Annotated in this window: 22 protein-coding genes; 16 read left to right on the top strand and 6 right to left on the bottom strand. The window is 62.8% G+C overall.

The genetic code is table 11. From position 1 onward, the window contains the following. Positions 1-35: 35 nt before the first annotated feature. From ACU0FH_RS14760 to ACU0FH_RS14735, 6 genes are all read right to left on the bottom strand, one after another. Positions 36-521, bottom strand: a complete 486-nt coding sequence (locus tag ACU0FH_RS14760; RefSeq protein WP_088635132.1) for a (2Fe-2S)-binding protein — start codon at positions 519-521, stop codon at positions 36-38. A 125-nt stretch (positions 522-646) separates the two neighbouring features. Continuing rightward, positions 647-1,660 (bottom strand): molybdopterin-binding protein, encoded by a 1,014-nt coding sequence (locus ACU0FH_RS14755; RefSeq protein WP_446195411.1) that lies wholly within the window; start codon positions 1,658-1,660, stop codon positions 647-649. Continuing rightward, entirely contained in the window at positions 1,657-2,622 is a 966-nt protein-coding gene (locus ACU0FH_RS14750) for an XdhC family protein (RefSeq protein ID WP_446195410.1), read from the bottom strand. The genes ACU0FH_RS14755 and ACU0FH_RS14750 overlap by 4 nt, the downstream gene beginning before the upstream one ends. 161 nt (positions 2,623-2,783) lie before the next feature. Further along, entirely contained in the window at positions 2,784-4,316 is a 1,533-nt protein-coding gene (locus ACU0FH_RS14745; RefSeq protein ID WP_446195408.1) for an OmpA family protein, read from the bottom strand. 103 nt (positions 4,317-4,419) lie between these two features. Continuing rightward, positions 4,420-5,679, bottom strand: a complete 1,260-nt coding sequence (locus tag ACU0FH_RS14740; RefSeq protein WP_446195407.1) for a vWA domain-containing protein — start codon at positions 5,677-5,679, stop codon at positions 4,420-4,422. Positions 5,680-5,755: 76 nt separating this feature from the next. After that, positions 5,756-6,664, bottom strand: coding sequence for an AAA family ATPase (locus ACU0FH_RS14735; RefSeq protein ID WP_446195405.1), 909 nt, complete (start codon positions 6,662-6,664; stop codon positions 5,756-5,758). Positions 6,665-6,843: 179 nt separating this feature from the next. Between ACU0FH_RS14735 and ACU0FH_RS14730 the strand changes: the two genes are divergently transcribed. The 16 genes from ACU0FH_RS14730 (at position 6,844) to purF (ending at position 25,509) form a co-directional block, all read left to right on the top strand. Beyond that, positions 6,844-7,890: a glycosyltransferase family 2 protein gene (locus ACU0FH_RS14730; RefSeq protein WP_446195404.1), complete on the top strand. Its 1,047-nt coding sequence runs from the start codon at positions 6,844-6,846 to the stop codon at positions 7,888-7,890. 28 nt (positions 7,891-7,918) lie between these two features. After that, positions 7,919-10,099: a glycosyltransferase family 2 protein gene (locus tag ACU0FH_RS14725; protein WP_446195402.1), complete on the top strand. Its 2,181-nt coding sequence runs from the start codon at positions 7,919-7,921 to the stop codon at positions 10,097-10,099. Positions 10,100-10,125: 26 nt separating this feature from the next. Continuing rightward, positions 10,126-11,205, top strand: a complete 1,080-nt coding sequence (locus tag ACU0FH_RS14720; RefSeq protein ID WP_446195401.1) for a glycosyltransferase family 2 protein — start codon at positions 10,126-10,128, stop codon at positions 11,203-11,205. Positions 11,206-11,294: 89 nt separating this feature from the next. Then, on the top strand, positions 11,295-12,254 hold the full coding sequence (locus ACU0FH_RS14715) for a phosphoadenosine phosphosulfate reductase (protein ID WP_446195400.1): 960 nt from the start codon (positions 11,295-11,297) through the stop codon (positions 12,252-12,254). Between the two features lie 48 nt (positions 12,255-12,302). Beyond that, the gene (pyrC, locus tag ACU0FH_RS14710) at positions 12,303-13,346 is read left to right on the top strand and encodes a dihydroorotase (protein WP_446195399.1); all 1,044 of its coding nucleotides are present in this window, start codon (positions 12,303-12,305) and stop codon (positions 13,344-13,346) included. A 174-nt stretch (positions 13,347-13,520) separates the two neighbouring features. Beyond that, the gene (locus ACU0FH_RS14705; RefSeq protein WP_446195398.1) at positions 13,521-14,873 is read left to right on the top strand and encodes a calcium-binding protein; all 1,353 of its coding nucleotides are present in this window, start codon (positions 13,521-13,523) and stop codon (positions 14,871-14,873) included. A gap of 344 nt (positions 14,874-15,217) precedes the next feature. Then, on the top strand, positions 15,218-15,898 hold the full coding sequence (locus ACU0FH_RS14700; protein WP_446195397.1) for an orotate phosphoribosyltransferase: 681 nt from the start codon (positions 15,218-15,220) through the stop codon (positions 15,896-15,898). Between the two features lie 220 nt (positions 15,899-16,118). Next, positions 16,119-17,615: a replicative DNA helicase gene (locus tag ACU0FH_RS14695; RefSeq protein WP_446195396.1), complete on the top strand. Its 1,497-nt coding sequence runs from the start codon at positions 16,119-16,121 to the stop codon at positions 17,613-17,615. A gap of 95 nt (positions 17,616-17,710) precedes the next feature. Next, positions 17,711-18,511 (top strand): DUF1194 domain-containing protein, encoded by an 801-nt coding sequence (locus ACU0FH_RS14690; protein WP_446195395.1) that lies wholly within the window; start codon positions 17,711-17,713, stop codon positions 18,509-18,511. Positions 18,512-18,579: 68 nt separating this feature from the next. Further along, complete coding sequence (gene alr / locus ACU0FH_RS14685) at positions 18,580-19,614, top strand: alanine racemase (protein ID WP_446195394.1); 1,035 nt, start codon at positions 18,580-18,582, stop codon at positions 19,612-19,614. Continuing rightward, positions 19,611-20,390, top strand: coding sequence for an MlaE family ABC transporter permease (locus ACU0FH_RS14680; RefSeq protein WP_446195393.1), 780 nt, complete (start codon positions 19,611-19,613; stop codon positions 20,388-20,390). Before alr ends, ACU0FH_RS14680 begins: the two co-directional genes overlap by 4 nt. Before the next feature lie 2 nt (positions 20,391-20,392). Further along, on the top strand, positions 20,393-21,139 hold the full coding sequence (locus tag ACU0FH_RS14675; protein ID WP_088635147.1) for an ABC transporter ATP-binding protein: 747 nt from the start codon (positions 20,393-20,395) through the stop codon (positions 21,137-21,139). A gap of 122 nt (positions 21,140-21,261) precedes the next feature. Beyond that, positions 21,262-21,717, top strand: coding sequence for a paraquat-inducible protein A (locus ACU0FH_RS14670; RefSeq protein ID WP_238369083.1), 456 nt, complete (start codon positions 21,262-21,264; stop codon positions 21,715-21,717). After that, positions 21,710-23,074, top strand: coding sequence for a DNA repair protein RadA (radA, locus tag ACU0FH_RS14665; protein ID WP_446195391.1), 1,365 nt, complete (start codon positions 21,710-21,712; stop codon positions 23,072-23,074). The genes ACU0FH_RS14670 and radA overlap by 8 nt, the downstream gene beginning before the upstream one ends. A 40-nt stretch (positions 23,075-23,114) precedes the next feature. Beyond that, positions 23,115-23,720: a CvpA family protein gene (locus ACU0FH_RS14660; protein ID WP_238369085.1), complete on the top strand. Its 606-nt coding sequence runs from the start codon at positions 23,115-23,117 to the stop codon at positions 23,718-23,720. Between the two features lie 331 nt (positions 23,721-24,051). Then, positions 24,052-25,509, top strand: coding sequence for an amidophosphoribosyltransferase (gene purF, locus ACU0FH_RS14655; protein ID WP_446195617.1), 1,458 nt, complete (start codon positions 24,052-24,054; stop codon positions 25,507-25,509). The last annotated feature ends 122 nt before the right edge of the window (positions 25,510-25,631 follow it).

The raw sequence follows: 25,631 nt of genomic DNA, 5'->3' as shown, positions 1-25,631 counted from the left end.
GTTGGCGGTCAGCCCCTCAGGGCAAGACTGCGATCTTATTCCGCGGCAATGGCGCCGACATCCTGACCGGACGCCGCGAGGACTGCCTTGACGATGTTGTGATAGCCGGTGCAGCGGCAGATATTGCCCTGCAGGTACTCACGGATCTCGGTTTCGCTTGGCTTGGGGTTTTCCTTGAGCAGCGCCGCCGCGCTCATCACCATGCCCGGCGTGCAGAATCCGCATTGCAGCCCGTGATGATCCTGAAACGCCTGCTGGATCACGTTGAGCGAGCCATCCGCATTGGCCTGACCTTCGATGGTGGCCACCTCGGCCCCTTCCGCTTCGAGCGCGAGCATGGTGCAGGATTTCACCGCGTCGCCATTCACATGCACAAGACAGGCACCACATTGCGAGGTGTCGCAGCCCACATGGGTTCCGGTCAGACCGGCCTGTTCGCGCAGGAAGCTGACCAGCAGAGTGCGGCCCTCGACCTCGCCGGAAACGGATTTTCCGTTCACCGTCATTTTCACAGATGTCATTCAGATCCTCCCTCGGGATTAAGTGCTTATCAATTAGTTAAACACGAGGCCAAAGGATTGAGAACCGAAATTTTCTGCGCCTTTGGTCTAATGGCGGTTCGCGGTCGGTGCTGACCGACCTGGCATCACCCTTGGGTCTTGCCCGACCTCGGCTGGGGACGGGTCGGGATTTCCTTGAGCAGGCCGCCTACCCCCATCGCCGCGATTCCGGCGCTGGTGACCTCCAGCCCGCAGAGCGTTCGCTCAATCACCCAGTCGATGCCGCTCAGCGCCGGCGAGCGTGCGCTGCCCGGCAGGCCGATCACCGGGCGTTCGCCGCTGTCGGCACCGAGATGCCCCAGAAACAACAGGTTGCCGGGATCGACGGGCATGCCGAACCGGGTCATCGTGCCACCGGCGGCGCGCAGCGCCTCGGGCGCGATGTCATGCGGGTCGGAGGTGGCCGAACCGGTGAGGATCAGAACAAGGTCTTCGGTGGTTTCGGCAATCGCCGCCGCAAGGGCATCGGTCGCATGGGGCACAGTGCGGCGCGGTGACAGGGTCACGCCCATCCGCTCCATACGCGCCTGCATCATCCGCCAACCCTTGTCGCCCGCATCGCGCGAGACCAGCGTTTCAATCAGCACGGCCGTTTTCAAGGCCACCGGCGCAATGTGCACCGCGCCCAGCGCCTCGGCGCAGGCAGCTTGCAGATCGCTTTCAGGAACGGCGTAAGAGATGATCTTGACCGTCGCCACCATACCGCCCGCGTCCATACGTTGCCAGCGCGGGACCGTGGCAAGCGTGATCATCGGCTGCACCGCGTTGACCGCATTCACCCGCGCCGCGTCGATCACTGCCACGCCGGGGTGGTTGGCCAGCAGGTTGACCCGCCCGGTGAAAGGTTCGCTCAGATGCACCCCGGCCCCTGCCGGGTCGGGCACCAGCGCATGCGCCAGCCGCAGGGCCGAAGCATCCTCGCCGATATCGCCGGGTTCAAGCTGCGCGACAGTGATTTCGTACCAGCCCTCGGCCAGCAGCGCCGCCAAATCCTGCTTAGCTAGCAGCTTGCCTTTGCGCAGCCGCCCGCTGGCCAGTTGCACAGAATGCGCAAGGACGTGACCCTGCGCCTTTTCGGTGGGGATCACACCGAATTTCATCCCTTGCGCAGCACCTGTGTCATCTGAGCCAGCACCGCAACTGCGATTTCCGACGGGCCGGCCGCCCCGATATCAAGCCCGATGGGGCCGTGTATGCGGGCGATGTGCTCATCCGTCATCCCCTCGGCCTTCATCCGTTCTACCCGCTTGGCATGTGTGCGGGTCGAACCGAGCGCGCCGATGTAGAATACGTCCGAACGCAGCGCCGCGATCAGCGCCGGGTCATCAAGTTTCGGGTCATGGGTCAGCAGAACAAGCGCGGTGCGGGCGTCGAGCCCCAGTTCGGCCAACGCTTCGTCCGGCCAGTCGCGGCGCAGGGTCACACCCGGAAAGCGCGCTTCGGAGGCGAAGGTTTCACGCGGGTCGATCACCGCCGGGTCATAGCCCGCGATCTGAGCCATCGGCACCAGCGCCTGCGCGATATGCACAGCCCCGACCACGATCAGCCGCAGCGGCGGGTTGTGAACGGCGACGAAAGTCTCGCCATCTTCCTCGAAACCGGATCGGTCCATGCGCAGCCGGTTCGCATAGCCGTCGCGGACGATGCGGCGAGCGCCACTGTTGATGTTCACCTCGTAGGCAAGACTTTCCCGCCCCGACCGCGCCTCGACCAGTTCGGCCAAAATCGACTCGGGCAACGCCGCGCCGACGGGTTCGACCAGTACGCGGATCGTGCCGCCACAGGCAAGTCCGACGGCAAAGGCATCGTCATCGCTCACCCCGAATTCTAGCACGCGATGCTTGCCGTCCTCGATCGCCTCGAGCGCCTCGACGATCACCGCGCCTTCGACACAGCCGCCCGAGACCGAACCTTCGATCTGCCCGCCGCCGCCGACCACAAGCTGTGCGCCAACGCGGCGCGGGGCGCTGCCCCAGGTCTCGACCACGGTCGCCAGCGCCGCGCCGGAGCCGTCGCGAAACCAGTTCAGGGCGGTTTCCGGAATATTGTCGAAACGATCCATCGGTGTCTCCTTCTGGGCAGGTGATATCCGTACACCACCTGTACACCCCCTGTGCAGCACGCGTCGGACAAATCCGATATGGGTGCGCAGGGACTAGAAAGCAAAATGGCCGACCGCTGGCAACAGCGATCGGCCCTGATCACGCGCTAAGGCGCGAATGCTTAGTTCAGCAGCGGGGTGATCCGACGCACCGCAACCCGGCGGTTGGCGCTTTCGGCGGTTGCCGTTGGCACCTTGAGGTCGGATTCACCATAGCCCTGCACCACGAGGTTTTCCGGCGGCACGTCGAAATACTCGGTGAGTGCCAGCGCGACGGTTTCCGCGCGACGGTCGGACAGCGCAAGGTTCAACCCGGCAGTGCCGACCGCGTCGGTATGGCCTTCGATCAGGAAGACGTCAGCAGGGTTCTTCTGGATCGCATCACGCATGGCGGCGCCCAGCGCGGCGAGGTCCTGCGCCTGATCCGGGCGGATCACCGACGAGCCGGTTTCAAAGTTCACATTATCGACTTCGATCTCGGGTACCAGACGACGCACCGCATCAATGTTCCGGATCTGCGACAGTGAAAAGCGGCGCTCGATTTGGTCGCTCTGCGTGGCCTGCATCGCAAGTTGCAGGTCGTTGCGGCTTACGTTGTTGTTGTAATAGACGGAATCGCCGCGATAGGTCGGCAGTTCGCTGACCTGAACCGACTCCACTTGGCGGGTGTCGTCGAAGAGCGTGACTTCGCGCCCATCGGGCAGGATACGCGTGCGGCGCAGCACACGCCCGTCTGCGGCACGGATCGTCACAACCTGGCTGCCATCCGCGTTCGTCACGTAGTTGCGGGTGGAGCCATCGTTGAAGGTCTCGGTGCGCAGTTCGCTGCCGGGACGCTGCAAGAGAACGTCATCGTCCTTGATGACGCGCAGGCCGTTGTCGCCCTGAACAACAGCACGGTCACCGGAATTGGTCACGACCTTGTCGTTGTTCTTGAGCAGCTGGCTGATTGCCAGTGCGCCGGCGCCGAGGATGGCAATCTTGCCAAGGTCCGAGATGCCGTCATCGTCGTCTTCGACGACCTGATTGGCCGTGGTGTTGAATTCCTGGCTCGAGCTGCGCACATCGCCTTTTTCGATCCGGCGCGTAGTGACATTGCCTTCGCCTTCGCTGCTGGCGGCAGCGGTTTCGGTCTGGATCTCGGCGGCGGCATCGGCCTGTGCCTGACTATCCATTTCCGGCGCCGCATCCTGATCGGCGGCGCGTTCTGCCTGACGTTCGGCTTTGCGCTCTGCTTTACGCTCGGCCTTGCGCTCTGCCTGACGTTCCGCTTTGCGTTCCTCGGCAGTCATCTCCGTGGTCGCTTCGGTCGTGTCGGCATTTTGCTGATTTGCGTCTGCGGCCTGCTGTTGCTCGGTCTCTACAGCCTGCTCCGTTTCAGCGGTTGCTTCCTGTGCGGCAATGGCGTCAGCAGCGGCCTTTTCGGCCTCGGCTTCGCGTTCCGCCTGACGTTCAGCTTTCCGCTCTGCCTTACGTTCCGCTTTACGCTCGGCCTTTTCGGCGGCCTTCTGGGCTTCGGCCTGATTTTCAAGACGCTCTTGCTGTTCGGCCTTTTCCAACTTGGGATCGGCGTCGCCCTGCGCATAGAGCGCGTGCGGCATGGCAAGGGATCCGGCGATCAGCAGCGCCGTCGTGGATTTCAAAACCTGTTTCATCATACTCGTCCTTGTACAAACTAAACTTTCGACGTGTCGGTAAACGCAACGGACGGCGTTGGGTTGCATCACAATCAAGTAAATGCCCGCTTTAAGCGTGCGATCAGGAGTCGAGAAGATCCATAAGACGTTGTTTTTCCCCGTGATCTGCGCTGCGAGATATCTGGGCGGCCAGTTCTTCGAGCGATGCGATGGAATGGCCCGCGCGAAAACTGTCCACATGGGGCAGCATCGCCGCGATGCCGCGGGCCTTTGGCGCGAAGCCATCCCAGCGCAACAGCGGATTGAGCCAGATCAGCCGCCGCGCCGAAAGGTGCAACCGTTCGGTTTCGCGAGCCAGCGCTTCGGGGTCGCCCCGGTCGAGCCCGTCGGTGATCAGCAGCACGACGGCGCCCTGCCCCATCACCCGACGCGACCAGTCGCGGTTGAATTCATGCAGGCAAGCGCCGATGCGCGTGCCGCCCTCCCAGTCCTGCGCATCGGCCCCGGCGGATTTCAGCGCCGCGTCCACGTCGCGGGTGTGAAGGTGACGGGTGATGTTGGTGAGCCTTGTGCCAAAGGTGAAGGCGTGCACCCGCGACCAGCCCGCCCCGCGATTATTGGCGACCGCATGCAGGAAATGCAGGATCAGCCGGGAATACTGGCTCATCGAGCCCGAGATATCGCAGAGCGCGACGAGGTTGGGCCAGCGCGGTCGCGGTTCGCGCCGCGCGAGCGTGCGGAATTCGCCGCCCTGCCGCAGGGAATTGCGCAAGGTGCCACGCCAGTCGATCCGGGGGCCGAGTGGCGCGGCCTGCAAACGTCGCGACAGGATCGGTTTGACCGGCAGGGTCAACCGGGCGAGCATCCGTTTGGCCTCGGCGATTTCCTCGGTGCTCATCTGTTCGAAGTCGAGGCTGCGCAGGCGTTCCTCGCCGGACATGGTCTGGCTCGCGTCGATCTCGATCAGGATCTCGTCTTCGGCGGCTTCGTCGCTGTCGGGCGGTTCCGGCCCCTGCCCGTCGAGCAGCGCTTCGGCTGCGCGTTTCTCCGCCGCGTCGGCGGTGCGCTCCTCCTGCACCCCCCGGATCGCGGGCAGCATCATCGCCATCATGTGTTCGAGATAGCGCGGATCGCGCCAGTAGAGCCGGAACACCTGCGCAAAGACGAGACGATGTTCCGGGCGCGACACGAAACAGGCGTGCAGCACCCAGTAGAAGTCCGCCTTTTCGGTAAAGCCCGCCGCCTCGACCGCGCGGATCGCGTCGATCACCCGCCCCGGCCCGACCGGCAGCCCCGCCTTTCGCAGCGCGCGGGCGAAATGGAGGATGTTCTGCGCCAGTTTCGGGTTGTCCGGCAGATCGAGGGGGATGTATTCGGTCATGCCGGATCGGATATAGGGGGCTCTGCCCCCCCGCGCTTTGCGCGGTCCCCCGGGATATTTTTAACCCAAAGAACCATCAGGCCGGGGCGAGCGAGGCGCGAGCCTGATCGAGAATGCGTTTGGCCTCGGAGCCCTGCAGTTTGCGGATGTCGTCCTGATATTTGAGGATCGCGCCCAGCGTGTCCGAGATCAGTTCGGGGCTGAGATTGATCACGTCGAGGGCGAGCAGGCATTTCGCCCAGTCGATGGTTTCCGCGACGCCGGGTTTCTTGAAGAGGTCCTCGGTCCGCAATTCCTGCACGAATGCGATGATTTCGCGACTGAGGGTTTCGGCGGCTTCGGGGGCGCGGGCCCTGAGGATGTCCAGTTCGCGGTCGAAATCCGGGTAGTCGACCCAATGGTAGAGGCAGCGGCGTTTCAGCGCGTCATGGACTTCGCGGGTGCGGTTGGAGGTGAGGATGACGATGGGCGGTTCGGGGGCCTTGATCGTGCCGATTTCGGGAATGGTGACCTGGAAATCGGAGAGGGCTTCGAGCAGGAAGGCCTCAAACGGTTCATCGGTGCGGTCGAGCTCGTCGATGAGCAGGATCGGGGCGCCGCGCGGATCGGGGCGCATGGCGTCGAGCAGCGGACGTTCGGTGAGGAATTCATCGCTGAAGAGTTCCTCCTGAAGCGCCTTGCGGTCGGCGGTGCCGCTGGCCTCGGCGGTGCGGATCGCCACCATCTGGGCGGGGAAGTTCCATTCATAGACCGCGCTTGCGGCATCGAGACCTTCGTAACATTGCAACCGGATCAGACGGCGGTCGAGACCGGCGGCGAGCGCCTTGGCGATCTCGGTCTTGCCCACGCCTGCCTCGCCTTCGAGAAAGAGCGGGCGGCCCAGTTTCAGCGACAGGAACACGACCGTCGCAAGGGCGCGACCGCAGATATAGTCCTGTCCGGCCAGCATGGTCTGTACCGCGTCGATGGAGTCTGGAAATTTCATGTTGCCTCCCCGTGATCGGGTCAGGAGGCCATGAACCATCGCAGAGGTCAACAGCGGCGATATGTGCCGGGCCGGCGATGAGGCCCGCGTTATTGACGCAACGGACGGCAAATGTCATGAATCGGCAAGAAAATTGCGCCAGGCGCAGCCATGTGGACACCACGGGCAACAGGGGCAGAATGAACAGCGGCGAGGCCAGAGGCGATCTTACGATCACCGCCATCACCTGTGTCAAGGACGAGGGGCCGTTCCTTTTGGAGTGGATCGCCTATCACCGACTGATCGGCGTCACCGACTTCCTGATTTATTCGAACGATTGCAGCGATGGCACTGCCGAGTTGCTTGATGCTCTGGCGGTAAAGGGTGGACTGACCCATCTGCCAAACCCGGCCAAGGGCCGCAATTACCAGATGGAGGCGCTGAAACATGCCAAGGAGTCCGGGCGTGCCGCGCGGTCGGACTGGGTGTGGATCGCCGATGTGGACGAGTTCCTGAACATCCATGTGGGCGATCACACGATTCCGGCGCTGATCGCGGCCTGTGGTGCGGCGCAGGCGATTTCGGTGAACTTCCAGTTTTTTGCCAATGATGGGGTGGAGGCATTCGAGGACAAGCCCGTAATCGCGCAATTCAGCCGCTCGCATAACCCGGATATCTGGTGCGGCGAGATGGCGATCGAGGTCAAGACACTGGTTCGGAAGGATTTTCCTCTGAAGTATTACGGGGCGCACCGGCCGTTCGCGCGCGGCGATGCACGCCCCACTTGGGTGGATGGTTCGGGGCGTGCGGTGCCGCACCGGTTTCTCGTGGCGGCGAACCCGCGACGGATCCGGCGCTTTCCGGCGCGCGGGGCGCGGGAATTTGCGACACTGAACCATTATGCGCTGCGCAGTCTCGACAGCTATCTCGTCAAGAACGACCGGGGCGATGTGAACCGCGAAAACCGTGCGTTCGACGACCGCTATTGGCGCGAGCGCAACGACCCGGCCTGGCGCGACGACAGCATCCGCCGGATGCTGCCCCGGCTCGAGGCGCTGCTGGCCGAGATGAAAAGCGACCCCGAGATCGGTGCGTTGCATGCGCAGGCAGTGGCGCGGCATCGAGCGCGTTGTGCGGAACTGATAACGCAGCCGGGCTATCAGAAAATGCGGGCACAACTGCTGGGCGCGCCGATGCTGCCGCCGCAGGAAGAAGAGCTGCTGCGCGATCTGGGGATCGTCGCGTGAGTGGCGCGACTGTCCGGGGCGCTGGTTGATGCGTATCCTACTGCTGATCGGGCCGGAGGAACGGGTGCTTGCGCCGCTTGAGGCGGTGCTCGGCCAATCTCGCGACGTTCTGCGTGAGAGTGGGATCTGGTATCCCGAGCCGGAGGATCAGGCAAAGATCCTCACGGCGCTGGTGAAGGGCGCAGCGCCCCGCATTCTCAATAGAGAGAAGGCGCCGGATTTTCTGGTGCTGAGCGCGTCGCGACTTGGTTCGACGCTGCATAACCCCGACCAATTGCGGCATCTGCGCGAGGGACTGGAGCGGATCGGGGGCGAGCTGCGGATCGTGGCCCATCTAGATCACCAGTCACGGGCGCTGGCTGGTGTCTATGAAGCACAGGTAATGGCTGGGCGGGTGGCGCCGCTGACGCGCGAGATTAGCCTGTGCGAGCAGCCGGATTGGTGGCAAGCCTGCCTTGCGAGCGCTGGAGACGGCGCGAAAGAGCGGGCCAAGGCCCTGCCTTTCTGGCTGGATTACCGCGCCTTTCTCGCGTTTTGGGAGACGGGGTTTGGCAAAGGTGCCGTTGAAATACGGCCCCGCCCCAGTGATGCGGCCGGAGAGATCGAGGATTTGATCGGTGTCTCGCTGGACCCCACGGCGGGACAGCCTGCCCCGGCCTCGGCGGCGGCCTCGCTGGCGCGGGCGCGGCAATTGAACGGGCTTCTCTGGCAGGTGGTCGCTCGACGCGGCCAACCGATACCTGCCGATGTCTGGCACGGGATGCTGGAAGAGATCGCCGTGGATGGCCCAGCACTAAATCCGGGCAGCCTGTTTCCCGTGGCCGACCGCTTTGCGGCAGACAACACGGCGATAGTGGCGGAGCATCCGCAGCTGGCAACGGCGCTTTCGCCCCCCGAAGCGGGCCCCGAATGGCAGGAGGCCGATCCGGATTTCGGTTTTCGCGCCTCGCAATACCTGCTGGCTTTCATGTGGCGCATCGACCGGGCCATGCGCGCGCCGCGCCGGGTCGAACCGGCCGCTGCGCAACCGGCGGCTCCGAACCCGATCCTGCCGCCGAAAGCGCGCGAGAAATTCGCGAGCCTCGGAAAATCGCCCTTTCGACCGCACAACCGGATCGGATCGGTGGACGAAGAATTGACCGCCCTGCCCTATGACATGCCGCCTCCCCGCGATCTTCCCGCCGGATCCACGGGCCGGGTCATCGTCGGCTGCATGAAGAACGAAGCCCCCTATATCCTCGAATGGATCGCCTATCACCGCGCCATCGGGGTGGATAACTTCCTGATCTATACCAATGGCTGCGAGGACGGGACGGATGAAATCCTTGGCCGGTTGCAGGAGATGGGGGTCGTGCAGCACCGGCTGAACGATGACTGGAAGGGAAAATCGCCGCAGCAATACGCGCTTAACCGGTCGCTGAAAGAGCCGCTGATCGAAAGAGCCGAATGGATCATCCATATCGACGTGGATGAGTTCATCAACGTGCGCTGCGGCAACGGCACGTTGGATGATTTCTTTGCGCTGGTGCCGGGGGCGACGAATGTCGCGATGACATGGCGGCTGTTCGGCCATAACGGCGTGACGGCCTTTGACGATCGGTTCGTCATCGAACAGTTCGACCGGGCGGCGCCGAAATACTGCCCCAAGCCGCATACGGTCTGGGGCTTCAAGACGATGTTTCGCAATATCGGGGCCTACGGAAAGATCTCGTGCCATCGCCCGAACAAGCTGGACGAGACGTTTCGTGACCGGGTGCGCTGGGTCAATGGCTCGGGTCAGGATATGACGGATGAGGCGCGCGACCGGGGCTGGCGCAATTCGCGCGCCTCCGTCGGCTATGACCTGATCCAGGTGAACCATTACGCGCTGCGCAGTGCGGACAGTTTTCTGATCAAACGCCAGCGTGGCCGCGCGCTGCATGTCGACCGCTCGATCGGGCTCAACTACTGGATCCGCATGGACTGGTGCGATCACCGCGACGTCACGATCCAGCGCAACCTGCCGCGCCTGCGTACCGAATACGACCGCCTGCTGGCCGACGACCGCTTGCGGCAGGCCCACGAGGACGGGGTGGCATGGCATCGCGCCAAGGCCCAGGCCCTGCGACAGGAGCCGGAATTTCGCGTGCTTCTCGAACAGGCGGTAAAGATCCGGTTGACGGAAACGGAACGTGCGGCCTATGCGCTGGCTTTGGACATGGAAAGCTGATGGCGGCGCCGGGGGAGAGCCACGCCTTGAAGATACTTGCTGTTCTGACGATCCGAAACGAGGCCGCCTTTCTTGTGGAATGGCTGGCCCATCACCGGGCGGCGGGCGTGACGGATTTCCTCGTCTTCTCGAACAATTGTCAGGACGGCAGCGATGACATGCTTGACCTGATGGACGAGGCGGGCTGGCTGACCCATGTGCGCAACGACGGCCCCTATGACAAGCGCGGCGTGCAGTTCACCGCGCTCAAGATGGCGGAAAACTTCGATATCGTCGCCGGGGCCGACTGGATCGTGACGCTCGACATCGACGAGTTCGTGAATGTGCATGTGGGCGATCACACCCTGCCCGCCCTGATCGACGCCCTGCCCGAGGCGACGGCGATCACCCTGACATGGCGGCTTTTCGGCAATGGCGGCATCGCCAGTTACACGGATGCGCCGGTGACCGAGACCTTCAGGCTTTGTGCCCCCGAGATCATGTACTGGCCGTGGCGCTCGGCCATGTTCAAGACGCTTTACCGCAACAACGGGATCTACCGGAAACTGGGCGTGCACAGGCCGCGGAACCCAGACGAGACCCGGATGCACGAGGCGCGCTGGTTCGACGCGCATGGCCGGGAGCTGCCGCGCCATTTCAAGACGCGCCGCCTGTTCTCGAACTACGGGCAGCCCATGTACAAGCTGGCGCAGCTCAACCACTACCCGCTCGGCTCGATGGAGGGCTTCGTACTCAAGGCCGACCGGGGCCGCGCGGTTCACGCCGAGGATCCGCTTGGGGCCGATTACTGGGTCGACCGGAATTTCAACACCGACACCGACGACAGCATCCTCGCCCTGAAAGCGCCGGCCGAGGCGCTTCGCACAGAGCTGTTCGATATCCCCGGCCTGCGCGATCTGCACGAGGCGGCGGTGCAATGGCGGCATGACCGGTTCCGCATCCTGATGGAACGGGAACCGATGCGCGCGCTCTTTGCGCGGCTGCTGATGACACCGCCGTCGCAACCCCTGACACCGCATACCGCGCGCATGCTTTCGCGCTTTGCAAAACGCGGCAGAAACCGCGCAAATAGCGCGGATGGAAACAAAGCCGGCAGCGATGGCTGATTGTAACGCCACAGAAGGGTAATTTTCAGCATTTTCTGGCCATAACCCCAAGGCCCGGCTAACAAAACCGGGCCGCTGGGAACCATTAAATGCAAGATAATACCAACAATTTCGACACGCCGATGACCGGGCTGGATGCCCGCACCTGGAGGGTGCGGCTGGCCGAACTGGCCGAGGAAATGGGCAGTTACCGCCCGCTGGGAGAGCGCCATTTCGCGACCCTGATCGGCAACCGCAAGACATTGCTTGTGACCTTTGAAACGGTGCAGGGAATCCGGTCGCTTTCGCCCAACGCCCAGCCCTTTGGTTTCGACATGGTCCGCGCCCGGGGCTGGTCGCATCTGGGGCTGATTTCTAGCGGTGACACATGGTTCCGCGACCCCGAGGTCTATGCCTATTTCGACGAGCTGATCGATGACGGTTTTTTCGAGCAGTTCGACCGCGTGCTATTTTACGGCGCTGGTCCCTGCGGCTACGCCGCGGCGGCGTTTTCCGTGGCCGCGCCGGGATCGCGCGTCGTCGTCGTTCAGCCGCAGGCGACGCTGGATGCGCGGATGACTGAATGGGATCCGCGCTTTGTCGAGATGCGGCGCACCTCTTTCACCGACCGCTACGGCTATGCGCCGGATATGCTCGACGCGGCGCATGAGGCTTTCGTGATCTACGATCCGCGTCAGGAGCTGGACGCGATGCATGCCTCACTGTTCCAGCGCCCGAATGTCACGCGGTTGCGGATGCCGCATGTGGGCGCGGCGCTTCAGACGCAGATGATCGAGATGGAAATGCTCTACCCCGTGCTGTCGCTGGCGGGCATCGGCAAGCTGACACCGCGCGGATTCGCCCGGCTGTTCAGGACCCGGCGGCAGAACGCGACCTACCTGCGCAACCTGATGGGTCATCTCGATGCCGAGGACCGGCCCTATCTCAACATGCTGCTCTGCCGGAACGTGACATCGCGGATGAACGCCCCGAAATTCCGCCGCCGGCTGGACCAGCTTGAAAAAGCCGCCGAGGAAGGCGAATTCCGCGCCCCGCCCAACGGCCTCTAGCGCCAAGCGAACTGGCGCAGCCCTTCGGGCTGTGCTAGCAGCGCGACCATGAGCGATACTCTGACCCTGCGCCGTCCTGACGACTGGCATCTGCATCTGCGCGACGGCGACATGCTGCGCGCGGTTCTTCCCGAAACCGCCCGTCATTTCGCGCGTGCGATCATCATGCCGAACCTCGTGCCGCCGGTTGTCACTGGCGCACAGGCAAGCGCCTATCGCGACCGCATCCTTGCCGCCCTGCCCGAGGGCACGGCGTTCGAACCGCTGATGACGCTCTACCTCGCCGAGGACACCGACCCCGAGGACGTGGCCGCGGCCCATGCCAGCGGTCTGGTCAAGGCGGTAAAGCTCTACCCCGCCGGCGCGACGACCAATTCCGCCAGCGGCGTGAGCCATTTCGACCGGGTGCGCCCGGTGCTGGAAAAGATGGCCGAGATCGGCCTGCCGCTTTGCGTGCATGGCGAGGTCACGGCGTCGGATGTCGATATCTTCGACCGCGAGGCGGTATTCATCGACCGCGTGCTCGACCCGATCCGGCGCGCGACGCCGGGCCTGCGCGTCGTCATGGAACATATCACCACCTCGGACGCGGTGGAGTACGCCCGCGCGCAGGGCGACGATCTGGGCGCGACGATCACCACGCATCACCTTGTGATCAACCGCAACCATATCCTCGCCGGGGGGATCAAGCCGCATTACTACTGCCTGCCCGTCGCCAAGCGCGAAAGCCACCGGCTGGCGCTGCGCGCCGCCGCCACCAGCGGCGAGGAGCGGTTCTTTCTTGGCACCGACAGCGCGCCGCATACCGATGCGAACAAGCTGCTGCCCTGCGGCTGCGCCGGGTGTTTCACCGCGACGAACACCATGTCGATCCTCGCCCATGTCTTTGAGGAAGAAGGCGCGCTTGACCGCCTTGAAGGCTTCACCTCGCTGAACGGTCCGGGCTTTTACGGCCTGCCCGTGAACGAGGAGAGCTTAACACTTCGGAAAGGCGAATCGGTCACCTATCCCAAACAGATCGACACGAATGATGGGCCTGTCACGGTATTTGATCCAGGTTTTCCGCTTTCTTGGCGCGTCGAAACAGTCTGACGTGCGCAGGGGATTATTTCCGGGCTAGAAATTGTCTTGCTGATGCGCAGGAATAGTTGCTGCTTGCGCTGTGCAAACACGTAACAATCCGGGATTTTTGGTCTTGTAAGTATTAATTTGCTGTCGTTCTCAACTATACCTGCCGCAGGGACATTCTGGGAGACAGATTTAGAGATGACGACATACACAATCCAAGGCATCCGCGTGGATGTTGAAGACCGCGATCCGGTATCGGTATCCACAACGGAATTGACCGTTGTCGTGCCAGACAACTCTGCCGGATTTTCCTATAAATACCTAGGCCTCGACGACGGCGCGCCGATGGTCGAAATCGAAGACGACCTGATTTTCGGTTCTATCGGTGGCGTGCCGCTGGACCAGTTGAACGGTGGCGAAATCGACGCGTTGATGGCAAGGGTCACCTGGAGCGGCGGCGTAACCACCATTCTTGGTCTTGAATGGGAGTCCGGCAACAATAGCGACGTTCTGACCTATTACGTCCTCGACGGCACGCCTCTCCCCTCGAACCTGAGTTCGGGCGCGGATTGGGAAGCGTTCGACGCCTCCATCCAAGATATAAAACTGCCCTCCGGTATTTTCGCGTCAGATACCAACATCGCATGGACCGAGTTCGACAACGTCTCCTCGACCGAGGACGACGAAATGGGTGGAACGGACGGCAACGACACTCTGAACGGCGGCATTGGCGACGATTACTTCGTGTCGAGCAAAGGCGCCGACACCTACAATGGTGGCGCAGGCTGGGATCAGGTCGCGTTCCATATCGACGATCCGGCAGGCGTATACGCCAACCTCAAGACCGGGCTGGCGGTCGATGGCTGGGGCTTTAGCGATACGCTGAACAGCATCGAGATGCTGCGCGGATCGATGTATGATGACGAACTGATCGGCAGCGACGGCAACGACATCATGCGCGGGGTCAAGGGCCGCGACGATATGGATGGCGGCAAGGGCAAGCACGACGAGGTGCGCTATGACCGTGACGAACGTTACGGCGGCACCGATGGCGTCAAGGTCAATCTCAAGAAAGGCTTTGCCATCGACGGGTTCGGCGACCGCGACAAGCTGTCCAATTTCGAAGACGTCCGTGGCACGATCTACAAGGACAAGCTGATCGGATCGAACGCAAAGAACGAAATCGAAGCCGGTGACGGCAATGACGTGATCAAGGGCCTTGGCGGTCGCGACAAGATCTATGGCGGCATCGGCCGCGACAAGATCGACGGCGGCAAGGGGAAGGACAATCTCTGGGGTGATCGGGGCGCGGACAAGTTCATCTTCAAGGGCAAGTTCGGCAACGACAAGATCAAGGATTTCGAAACCGATAATAAGGGGGAAAAGATCGTCCTCAAGAAAATCGGCGCCATCGAGTCTTTCGACGACCTGATGAACAACCATATCTCGGACGTCAACGGCAGCGCCGTGATCGAGGATGGAAACGGCAATTCGATCACCATCGACGGCATCACGATGTCCGAACTGGCAGCGAACGACTTCCTGTTCTGAAGCATCTGAGAAACCTAAACAAATTGCCCCCGCGCCGGAACAGCGTGGGGGCTTTTCCGTTTTGCGCGCGGACCGCTCTCAAGCCGCCGTTGCAAAACCACACCACTCTCGAAATCGGGGCGAAATCCCGGCCTTTCGATTGACACCCAGAGGGCCATGGGCAATCCAATCCGTTACCGAATGACACGTTCCAAGGCACTGCTCGCCCTTTGGACGGTCGGCCCCGCGATACCGCGTGTTGGCCCGGACCCCGCCCCGCCTGCCACCGGGGCGGGCTTTTCTTTTTTGCGGGGCTGTTCTATGCGCAGGAAACGCCGTTTGCCGCCAACAACAGGACCCCTGCCATGATTCCGACCGCCTTTCCGCCCCGCGAAGAGATTGCCCGCCTGAGCGCGCGGATGCTGCTGGAAATCGGCGCGGTACACCTGAACGCGGACGAACCCTTTACGCTTGCCTCGGGTCTGCCCAGCCCGACCTATATCGATTGCCGCAAGCTGATCTCTTATCCGCGCATCCGCGCGACGCTGATGGATTTCCTGACCGTGACGATCATGCGCGACGCCGGGTTCGAGGCGTTCGACAATATCGCCGGGGGCGAAACGGCCGGCATTCCCTTTGCCGCGCTGGTGGCAGAACGCATGGGCCTGCCGATGACCTATGTGCGCAAGAAACCCAAGGGCTATGGCCGCAACGCCCGAATCGAAGGCGTGATGACCGAAGGCGAGCGCGTGCTGCTGGTCGAGGACCTGACCACCGACGGCGGCTCAAAACTCAGCTTTGTGGACGCGATTCGCGAAACCGGCGCGAGCTGTGCCCATACGGCGGTAATCTTCTATTACGGCATCTTCCCCGAGACGATCAAAACCCTGTCGGATCATGGCGTTCAGCTGCACCACCTCTGCACCTGGTGGGACGTCCTGGCCGAGGCAAAAAGCTCGGGCGCCTTCTCGGAAACGACGCTGTCCGAGGTCGAGACGTTCCTCAACAACCCGCGCGCATGGCAGGACGCCAGACAAAAGAGCTGAGCCTTTTTCCGCCAGTTCAACAGGCAAGTGCCCCGGTGTTTCTGTTGGGGTGACCTACCAGATATTGACCGGTTGACCGGTGCTGATGCAATATAAGTCCTCAAGCCGGGTTCGTTAAAATTATCCACATTTTATACAATTTGCGCCGGCTGCAACGCATGGGCTATGCACTTCGAACCATAGAGAGACCGCGCGGACGCGGCGATTTTCGAGAGGCGACATGAACACGATCACCAGTTTCGACGCGACCGAATCCAAGGCCGAACCGCAGGATGCCATGCCGCATTCCGTCGAAGCCGAGCAGCAGTTGCTTGGGGCGATCCTGAACAACAACGACATTTATGACCGGGTTGCCTCGGTCATCACGGCGGACCATTTCTATGACCCGGTCCATGCCCGCATCTACGAGGTCGCCTCGGCGCGGATCGCCAAGAACCAGCTTGCCTCGCCGGTGACGCTCAAGGCGTTTCTGGAAGACGACGAGGGGCTCAAGGAACTGGGCGGCTCGGCCTATCTGGCCCGGCTGGCAGGGACCGCGATCAGCGCCTTTGCAGTGCGTGACTATGCGCAGATGATCTATGATTTCGCGATCCGGCGCGAGCTGATCGGACTGGGCCACAATATCGCCGACAAGGCAGGCCGCGTGGATGTGGCCAGCGAACCGCGCGAGCAGATCGTCGAGGCGGAACAGCATCTCTACAAACTGTCGGAACAGGGCAAGGCTGAAAGCGGTTTCCAGAGCTTTCTCAAGGCGGTGACGGAGGCGGTCAATGTCGCCAACGCCGCCTACCAGCGCGACGGCGGGCTGGCCGGGATTTCCACCGGTCTGACCGATCTCGACAACAAGCTGGGCGGGTTACACAAGTCTGACCTTCTGATCCTTGCCGGGCGTCCCTCGATGGGGAAAACCTCGCTTGCCACGAACATCGCCTTCAACGTCGCCAAGGCCTACAAGAGGGGCCGCCTGCCCGATGGCACCGAAGGCGCGGTTCAGGGCGGTGTCGTCGGATTCTATTCGCTGGAAATGAGTGCCGAGCAGCTGGCCGGGCGTATCCTCGCCGAAGCCTCGGAGATTTCCTCGCACAAGATTCGTCAGGGTGACATGACCGAGGGTGAGTTCCGCCGTTTCGTCGAAGCGGCAAAGGCGCTGGAAGCCTGCCCGCTCTATATCGACGACACGCCTGCCCTGCCGATTTCGCAGCTGGCCGCACGGGCGCGGCGTCTGAAACGGACGCAGGGGCTCGACGTGCTGATCATCGATTATCTTCAGCTTGTGCGCGGCACCGGCCGGTCCGACAACCGGGTGAACGAGATCAGCGAAATCACCATGGGCATGAAGGCCATCGCGAAAGAGCTGAACATCCCGGTCATCGCACTGTCGCAGCTGTCGCGTCAGGTTGAATCCCGCGACGATAAACGACCGCAGCTTTCCGACCTTCGTGAATCGGGCTCGATCGAACAGGACGCGGACGTGGTGATGTTCGTGTACCGGGGCGAATACTATAAAGAACGCGAAAAGCCTGGCGAAGAGAATGTCGAGGCGATGGCGCAGTGGATCGAAGAGATGGAACGCCTACACGGCAAGGCCGAAGTCGTCATCGGCAAGCAGCGCCATGGGCCCATCGGCACGGTCGAACTGAGCTTTGAAGCGCAGTTCACCCGCTTTGGCAACCTTGTCAAACCCTGGCAACAGGGTGGCGGCGAGGCTGAATTCTGAGCGTAAATCGGGCATACACGCCAAGGTTGAGCGGAATCCCCCAACCCACAGGAATTTGACTGGACAGCACAGACCGGGCTGGGCGCAAATGAACCATGCTGCGCGTGCTCGCCCCTTTCCTGTCCTGTCTCCTGACCGCCACCGGGCTGGCTGCGCAGAACGAGAATCTGGAAGTCGATGTCGAGCTGTTTCTCGCCGTCGACGTCTCCCGCTCGATGTCGCCCTTCGAACTCGAAATCCAGCGCCGTGGCTATGCGGCCGCCCTCGGCAGCGATGAGGTCAAGGACGCAATCGGCGGCGGGATGATCGGACGGATCGCGCTGACCTACGTTGAATGGGCCGGGCAAGGTTCGCAGACCGTGATCATTCCCTGGACGCTGATCGACACCAACGAGCAGGCGGACGAGGTCGCCGAAAAGCTGACCGTGATCTTCAATTACGGGATGCGCCGCACCTCGATCTCGGGTGCGCTGGACTATGCGGTCGAAGCTTTTGAACTGAACGAATTCTCGGGTCTGCGCCGGGTAATAGACATTTCCGGCGACGGGCCGAACAATCACGGTCTGCCCGTGCTGGGCGCGCGTGATGCGGCGCTGGCCAAGGGGATCGTCATCAATGGTCTGCCACTGATGACGCAGGACGAATTCTCCTCACGCTGGGGCATTCCCGATCTCGACGTCTATTACCGCGAATGCGTGATCGGGGGGCCGGGCTCATTCGTGGTGCCGGTGCTGAGCTGGGACCAGTTCGCCGAGGCCGTACAGCGCAAGCTGGTGTTGGAAATCGCCGGAAACGATGTGCCGGCTCAGCACCGGATTATCCCGGCGAGCGGCTATGACTGCCTCGTGGGCGAAAAGCTCTGGCAGCGCAATCAGCGGGACTTTTCCTTGCCTTAAGCAAACTGTCGCTACCTCAACAGGTGTTTGTGCTTGACGCCCCCGCCCCCCGTGTCAAGAACGGCCCCATGAGCACTGGACACCTTACGATCGATCTGGCCGCACTGGCCAGAAACTGGCAAACCCTCGACTCCAAAAGCCGCAGCGAAACCGGCGCTGTGGTCAAGGCCGATGGCTATGGGCTTGGCGCGGGACGCGTCGCGCGGGCACTCGCCGAGGCGGGCGCACGACGCTTTTTCGTGGCCGCCGCCGAAGAAGGCGCGGTGGTGCGGGCCGCGCTTGGGCCGGGGCCGATGATCGGGGTGTTCTCCGGCCATATGGAAGGCGACACGGCGCTGATCCGCGATCATGACCTGACGCCGATGCTGAACTCGGTCGACCAGATGCTGCGCCATGTCGAGGCGCTGCCCGGCCATCCCTTTGGCATCCAGCTCGACACGGGCATGAACCGGCTGGGCATGGAAGCCTCGGAATGGGCGGCGCTGCGCGAGATCGCCCTGTCGCAGAACCCGGTGTTGATCATGTCGCACCTTGCCTGCGCGGATGAGCCGGGCCATGCGATGAACGAGCGCCAGCTTGACACCTTTCTCGACATGACCAGCGGGCTGCGCGTGCCGCGCTCGCTTTCGGCCACCGGTGGCATCCTGCTGGGCCCCGCCTATCATTTCGACCTGACCCGTCCCGGTGTCGGTCTTTACGGCGGCCAGCCCTTTGCCGAGGCCGAACACGTTGTCACGCTCGACCTGCCCGTTATCCAGGTGCGCGACGTGGACCCGGATGAAACCGTCGGCTATGGCAATACTTGGACGGCGAAACAGGCCACCCGTGTGGCGACGATTGCCGCGGGCTATGCGGATGGGCTGTTCCGGGTGATGGGCAACAGCGCCATCGTTTATTCCGGCGCCACCCCCTGCCCCGTGGTCGGGCGCGTTTCGATGGATCTCATCACCGTCGATGTCTCCGCGCTTGAGGGCGACCCGGACTACCTCACAATCCTCGGCCCGCATCAGGGTGTCGACGATCTGGCAGCCGCAGCCGGGACAATCGGCTACGAGGTGCTGACCAACCTTGGCGGGCGCTACAGCCGGAGCTTCGTGAAATGAGCGCCCTGCTGCACCCACTGGCCTTTATCGGGGCGCTCGCCCTTGGAATATGCGGGACCATCGGCAAGGTCGCCATCTTCATGGCGCGCAGTTTCAGCCATATCCTGCGCCCGCCGTTTTACACAAAGGAACTTGGCGTGGCGCTACTGAACATCGGCTGGCTGTCCCTGCCGGTGGTGGGCCTGACTGCGATTTTTACCGGCGGCGCGCTGGCCCTGCAGATTTATTCGGGCGGCTCGCGCTTCAGCGCCGAGGCAGTGGTGCCGCAGATCGTCGCCATCGGCATGGTGCGCGAACTAGGCCCTGTTCTGGTCGGGCTGATGATCGCCGCGCGGGTGACCTCCTCCATCGCGGCGGAAATCGCGACGATGAAAGTGACCGAGCAGATTGACGCGCTGGTGACGCTTTCGACCAACCCGATGAAATACCTCGTGGTGCCGCGCCTGCTGGCCGCGCTGATCACCGTGCCGATGCTGGTCGGGATCGGCGATATCATCGGGATCGCGGGTGGTTATACGGTGGCGGTGCAGAACCTCGGGTTCAACCCCGCGACCTATCTCAAGAACACGGTCAATTTCCTTGAACCGCTCGACGTGATTTCGAGCCTCGTCAAAGGGGCCGCCTTTGGCGTGATCGCCGCGCTGATGGGATGCTACTATGGGATGAAATCCGAACGCGGCGCGCAGGGCGTAGGCCAGGCCACCAAGAACAGCGTCGAAGCCGCCGCGATCCTGATCCTTGCCGCCAACTTCGTGCTGACGGGGATGTTTTTCTAGCAATGATCGAACTCGACAACCTTCATAAACGCTTTGGCGACAATCGCGTGCTGCGCGGGCTGACACTGAACGTGGAGCGCGGCACCTCGATGGTGATCATCGGCGGCTCCGGCACCGGGAAATCCGTGGCGCTGAAATGTATCCTCGGGCTGGTGACGCCTGACAGCGGCACCATCAAGGTCGACGGGCAGGATGCCACCACCGGCGACAGGGACGCGTTCCTCGCCCGTTTCGGTATGCTGTTCCAGGGCGGTGCGCTGTTTGACTCGCTGCCGGTCTGGCAGAACGTGGCCTTTCGCCACCTGCGCGGCTCGCTCAAGAAACCGCAGGCCGAGGCGCGCGAGCTTGCCATAGAGAAACTGCGCCGCGTCGGGCTGAAGCCGGAAACCGCCGACCAGCTGCCCGCCGAACTTTCGGGGGGCATGCAGAAACGCGTCGGCCTCGCGCGCGCCATCGCCGCCGATCCCGAGATCATCTTTTTCGACGAACCGACCACCGGGCTTGATCCGATCATGGCCGGGGTGATCAACGACCTGATCCGCGAGATCGTCGTGGAAATGGGTGCGACCGCGATGACCATCACCCATGACATGACCAGCGTGCGCGCGATTGCGGATAACGTGGCGATGCTGCATGAGGGTGTGATCAAATGGACCGGTCCGGTGTCGCAGATGGATGCCTCGGGCGATCCCTATCTCGACCAGTTCATCCATGGCCGCGCCGAAGGGCCAATCGCTGCCGTCCGCTAAGAGGGCAAGAAAATTCAATTTTCTTGGGAAATTTCTGAACAGAAATTTATCCCGCACCGCGCGGACTTGCGCTTGACCCGCGACCTCAATACCAAGGGTCAACCGCTCCCTGAAAGCCGATCATGCTTCTCCGCCTCGCCAACCTGACGCTGCTGGTTCTGTTCCCCCTCGCCTGGTTTGCACCCTTGATGCGGGCGGGCATCGCGCTGCCGCTGTTCGGCCTGTCGGAAATCAGCGTGATTTCGGGGCTGCAATCGCTCTGGCGCAGCGACGTGATCCTCGCCCTGCTCGTCACCTTCCTCGCGATCTTCGCGCCCTATATGAAAACCATCGGTCTCGCCCTGATCCATTTCGGCATGTTGCGGCGACGCGTACTCCCGGTGCTCGAAGCCTTGGGCAAACTCGCTATGGCTGATGTCTTCCTGATCGCCCTCTACGTGGTCATCGCCAAGGGCATCGGGCTGGCGCGGATTGAAATCGCCTGGGGGCTCTATCTTTTCACGGCCTGCGTGCTCGCCTCTCTGGCGATCAGCCATTTGACGGCCAAACGAACAGGCGGCACAAGACAGCATGGCTAAATCCAAGACTTTCATCTGTTCCGCCTGCGGCGCCACCTCGACCAAATGGTCAGGCCGGTGTGAAGCCTGCGGCGAATGGAACACGATCCACGAGGAAACTCCGCTTTCGGCCGGTCCCGCCTCGAAATCGCTCGGCGCAAAACGCGGCAGCTCCATCCCGCTCACCTCGCTCGCAACCGAGGAAACCCCGCCCCCGCGCACCCATTCCGGCATCGAGGAACTCGACCGCGTACTCGGCGGCGGTCTCGTGCCCGCCTCTGCGATCCTCGTCGGTGGCGACCCCGGCATCGGCAAATCCACCCTGCTCTTGCAGGCCGCCGCACGCTTTGCCGAAAGCGGGCTGAAAACCCTCTATATCTCGGGCGAGGAAGCCTCGGCACAGGTGCGCATGCGCGCCCAGCGTCTTGGCCTTGCGCAGGCGCCGGTGCAGCTTGGCGCCGAAACCAACCTGCGCGACATCCTCACCACGCTCGAAGCCGAACGCCCGCAGCTTGCGATCATCGATTCGATCCAGACCATGTGGGCCGACAATGTCGAAAGTGCCCCCGGCTCGGTCAGCCAGGTTCGCGCCGCCGCCCATGAACTCACCGCCTTCGCCAAACGGCGCGGCACCTCCGTCATCCTCGTCGGCCATGTCACCAAGGAAGGCCAGATCGCCGGCCCCCGCGTCGTCGAACATATGGTCGACACGGTGCTCTATTTCGAAGGCGAACGCGGTCACCAGTTCCGCATCCTGCGCGCGGTCAAGAACCGCTTCGGCCCCGCCGATGAAATCGGCGTCTTCGAGATGACCGGCGGCGGTCTTGCCGAAGTCACCAACCCCTCCGCCCTCTTCCTCTCCGAACGGGGCGAACCCAGCCCCGGCTCCGTCGTCTTCGCCGGCATCGAAGGCACCCGGCCCGTGCTGGTCGAGGTGCAGGCGCTTGTCGCCCCCTCGCCCCATTCGCAACCGCGCCGCACCGTGGTCGGCTGGGATGGCGGGCGGCTCGCGATGATCCTGGCCGTGCTCGAGGCGCGCTGCGGCATCCCCTTCGCCGGGCTCGACGTTTATCTCAACATCGCGGGCGGCCTGAAAATCTCCGAACCCGCCGCCGATCTCGCCGTCGCCGCCGCGCTGCTCTCGGCGCGCGAAGATGCCGCACTTCCGGCGGAAACCGTCGTTTTCGGCGAAATAAGCCTGTCCGGCGCCCTCCGCCCGGCCCCACAAACCGAAAACAGGTTGAAAGAGGCGCAAAAACTTGGTTTTACCTCCGCGATTGCGCCTGCGGGTGGCAAATCCGTTACAGATGGCGGTCTGTCGCTGACCCGCGCCACGGATTTGACAGGTTTTGTTGGCGAAGTATTCGGGGCCGGGTAAAAGCCCCCCATAGACGATTACAAAAAGGCGAAGGCAGCTTATGGAAGGTTTCACCATCATCGACGGGGTGGTCGCGCTGATCATCGTTCTCTCTGCGCTGCTGGCCTACTCCCGCGGCCTGGTACGCGAAGCGATGGCGATTCTCGGCTGGGTCGCCGCAGGCGTCCTCGCCTTTCTCTTCGCCCCGGCGGTCGAGCCCCTGATCCGCGAACTCCCGGTCGTCGGCGAATTCCTCGCCGACAGCTGCGAACTTTCGGTCATCGGTGCTTTCGCAGTGGTCTTCACCATCGCCCTGATCATCGTCTCCTTCTTCACCCCGCTCTTTTCCACGCTTGTCCGCCGCTCGGCGCTCGGCGGTCTCGATCAGGGCTTCGGCTTTCTCTTTGGCGTGGCGCGCGGCATCCTCCTCGTCACCATCGCCTTCTTCGTCTACCAGTCCGTCATGACCACCGAAACGGTCCCGATGGTCGACAACAGCCGCTCGGCGCAGGTCTTCACCCGCCTCACCACCCAGATCGAGGAAAGAAACCCCGAGCAGGCGCTCGGCTGGATCACCCAGCAATATGAATCGCTGGTCGGCAAATGCGCCGCCCCCTCCACGCCAGTCGACACAACGCCGCCCGCAACCGATACCCCCAGCGAATAACCCCACGGTCACCCCGAACTCCACAAGCTCAAACGCCCCCCTTTTCCTCTTGCCGGAAATACTCTCGGGGGGCCCGGGGGGCAGACAGCCCCCCGCCGCGCACAAGCAGCGCAAGGCCGGCGGAATATCCCTGCCGTGGCCCCAAATCCTCGCCAACCGAACCGCAAAGCCCCGCCCATTCCTTTAAAGGGCACAGCGACCTGGCAAAATCTTCACGATTGCCTTCTGCGGTGCGGCAATTTGTGATCCTTTGATGACAGCGGCGGAAAGAGTGACTATGTGGAGGGTAAACAAGCCACCGGATTCGGAGCTGCCCTTGTCCCAGCCGCATATGCCCCCCGCCCACCCCTTTGACGATGACAAGCTCAGGGAAGAATGCGGGATTTTCGGCGTCATTGGTGTCAACGACGCCGCCAATTTCGTCGCCCTCGGTCTTCATGCCCTTCAGCACCGCGGTCAGGAAGCCGGCGGTATCGTCGTGCACCATCCCGAGCACGGGTTCAATTCGGCCCGCCGCTTCGGCTATGTCCGTGACAATTTCACCTCGGCCAGCGTCATGGAAACCCTGCCCGGTCCCATCGGGATCGGCCACGTGCGTTATTCCACCGCCGGCAACAAGGGCAACACCGCGATCCGCGACGTCCAGCCCTTCTTTGGCGAATTCTCCATGGGCGGCGCCGCGATTGCCCATAACGGCAATATCACCAATGCCAACACGCTCCGCCGCGAGCTGATCGAGCGCGGCTCGATCTTCCAGTCCTCTTCGGACAGCGAATGCATCATCCACCTGATGGCCCGATCCATGGGCCGCTCGATCCCCGACCGCATGGAGGAAGCGCTGCGAAAGGTCGAGGGCGCGTTCTCGGTCGTCGCCATGACCCGCACCAAGCTGGTCGGTGTGCGTGACCCGCTGGGCGTGCGCCCGCTGGTGCTTGGCAAGCTCGGCGATGGCTGGGTGCTCAGCTCGGAAACCTGCGCGCTTGACATCATCGGCGCCGAATTCCTGCGCGAAATCGAACCGGGCGAGATGGTCGTGATCAGCGAGCAGGACGGGGTGCAGAGCCATTTCCCCTTCCGCCCCCGCAAGTCGCGCTTCTGCATCTTCGAACATGTCTATTTCTCGCGCCCCGACAGCGTTCTGGGCGGCCGTTCCGTTTATGAAACGCGCGAGGCGATCGGCCGCGAACTGGCCAAGGAAGCGCCGGTCGATGCCGATCTGGTCTGCCCCGTGCCCGACAGCGGCACGCCCGCGGCCATCGGCTACAGTCTGCAATCCGGCATTCCTTACGCGATGGGCATTATCCGCAACCAGTACATGGGGCGGACCTTCATCGAACCCTCCGAGCAGATCCGCAACATGGGCGTCCGGCTCAAGCTGAACGTGAACCGCGCCCTGATCCGCGGCAAACGCGTAATCCTCGTGGATGACTCGGTGGTGCGCGGCACAACCTCGCGCAAGATCAAGGAGATGATCCTTGATGCCGGCGCGAAAGAGGTGCACTTCCGCATCGCCTCCCCCCCCACGGCCTGGCCCTGTTTCTACGGCGTCGACACGCCACAGCGCGAAAAGCTCCTTGCCGCCACCATGAGCGAAGAGGAAATGCGCGAGCACCTTCAGGTCGACAGCCTCTCCTTCATCTCGCTCGACGGTCTTTACCGTGCGGTCGGCGAGGCCAATGGCCGCGACCCGAAACAGCCCCAGTACTGCGACGCCTGCTTCTCGGGCGAATACCCGGTTCGTCCGGCGGATATGCTGGAACAGGGTTTCCAGATGAAAGCGGCCGAGTAACCGGCCTTAAAAGCGCCCGGCGCCGTGAGTTTGGCGGTGCCGGTAGCTCTTCCTACGCCGAACAAGTAGCGCTCCCGCCCCGGCGCGGGTAGCAATCCCGCGCGGTATATGACGATCCTACG

It is taken from the genome of Heliomarina sp., assembly GCF_052826185.1.
This window is presented reverse-complemented; position numbering and strand designations above follow the sequence as displayed.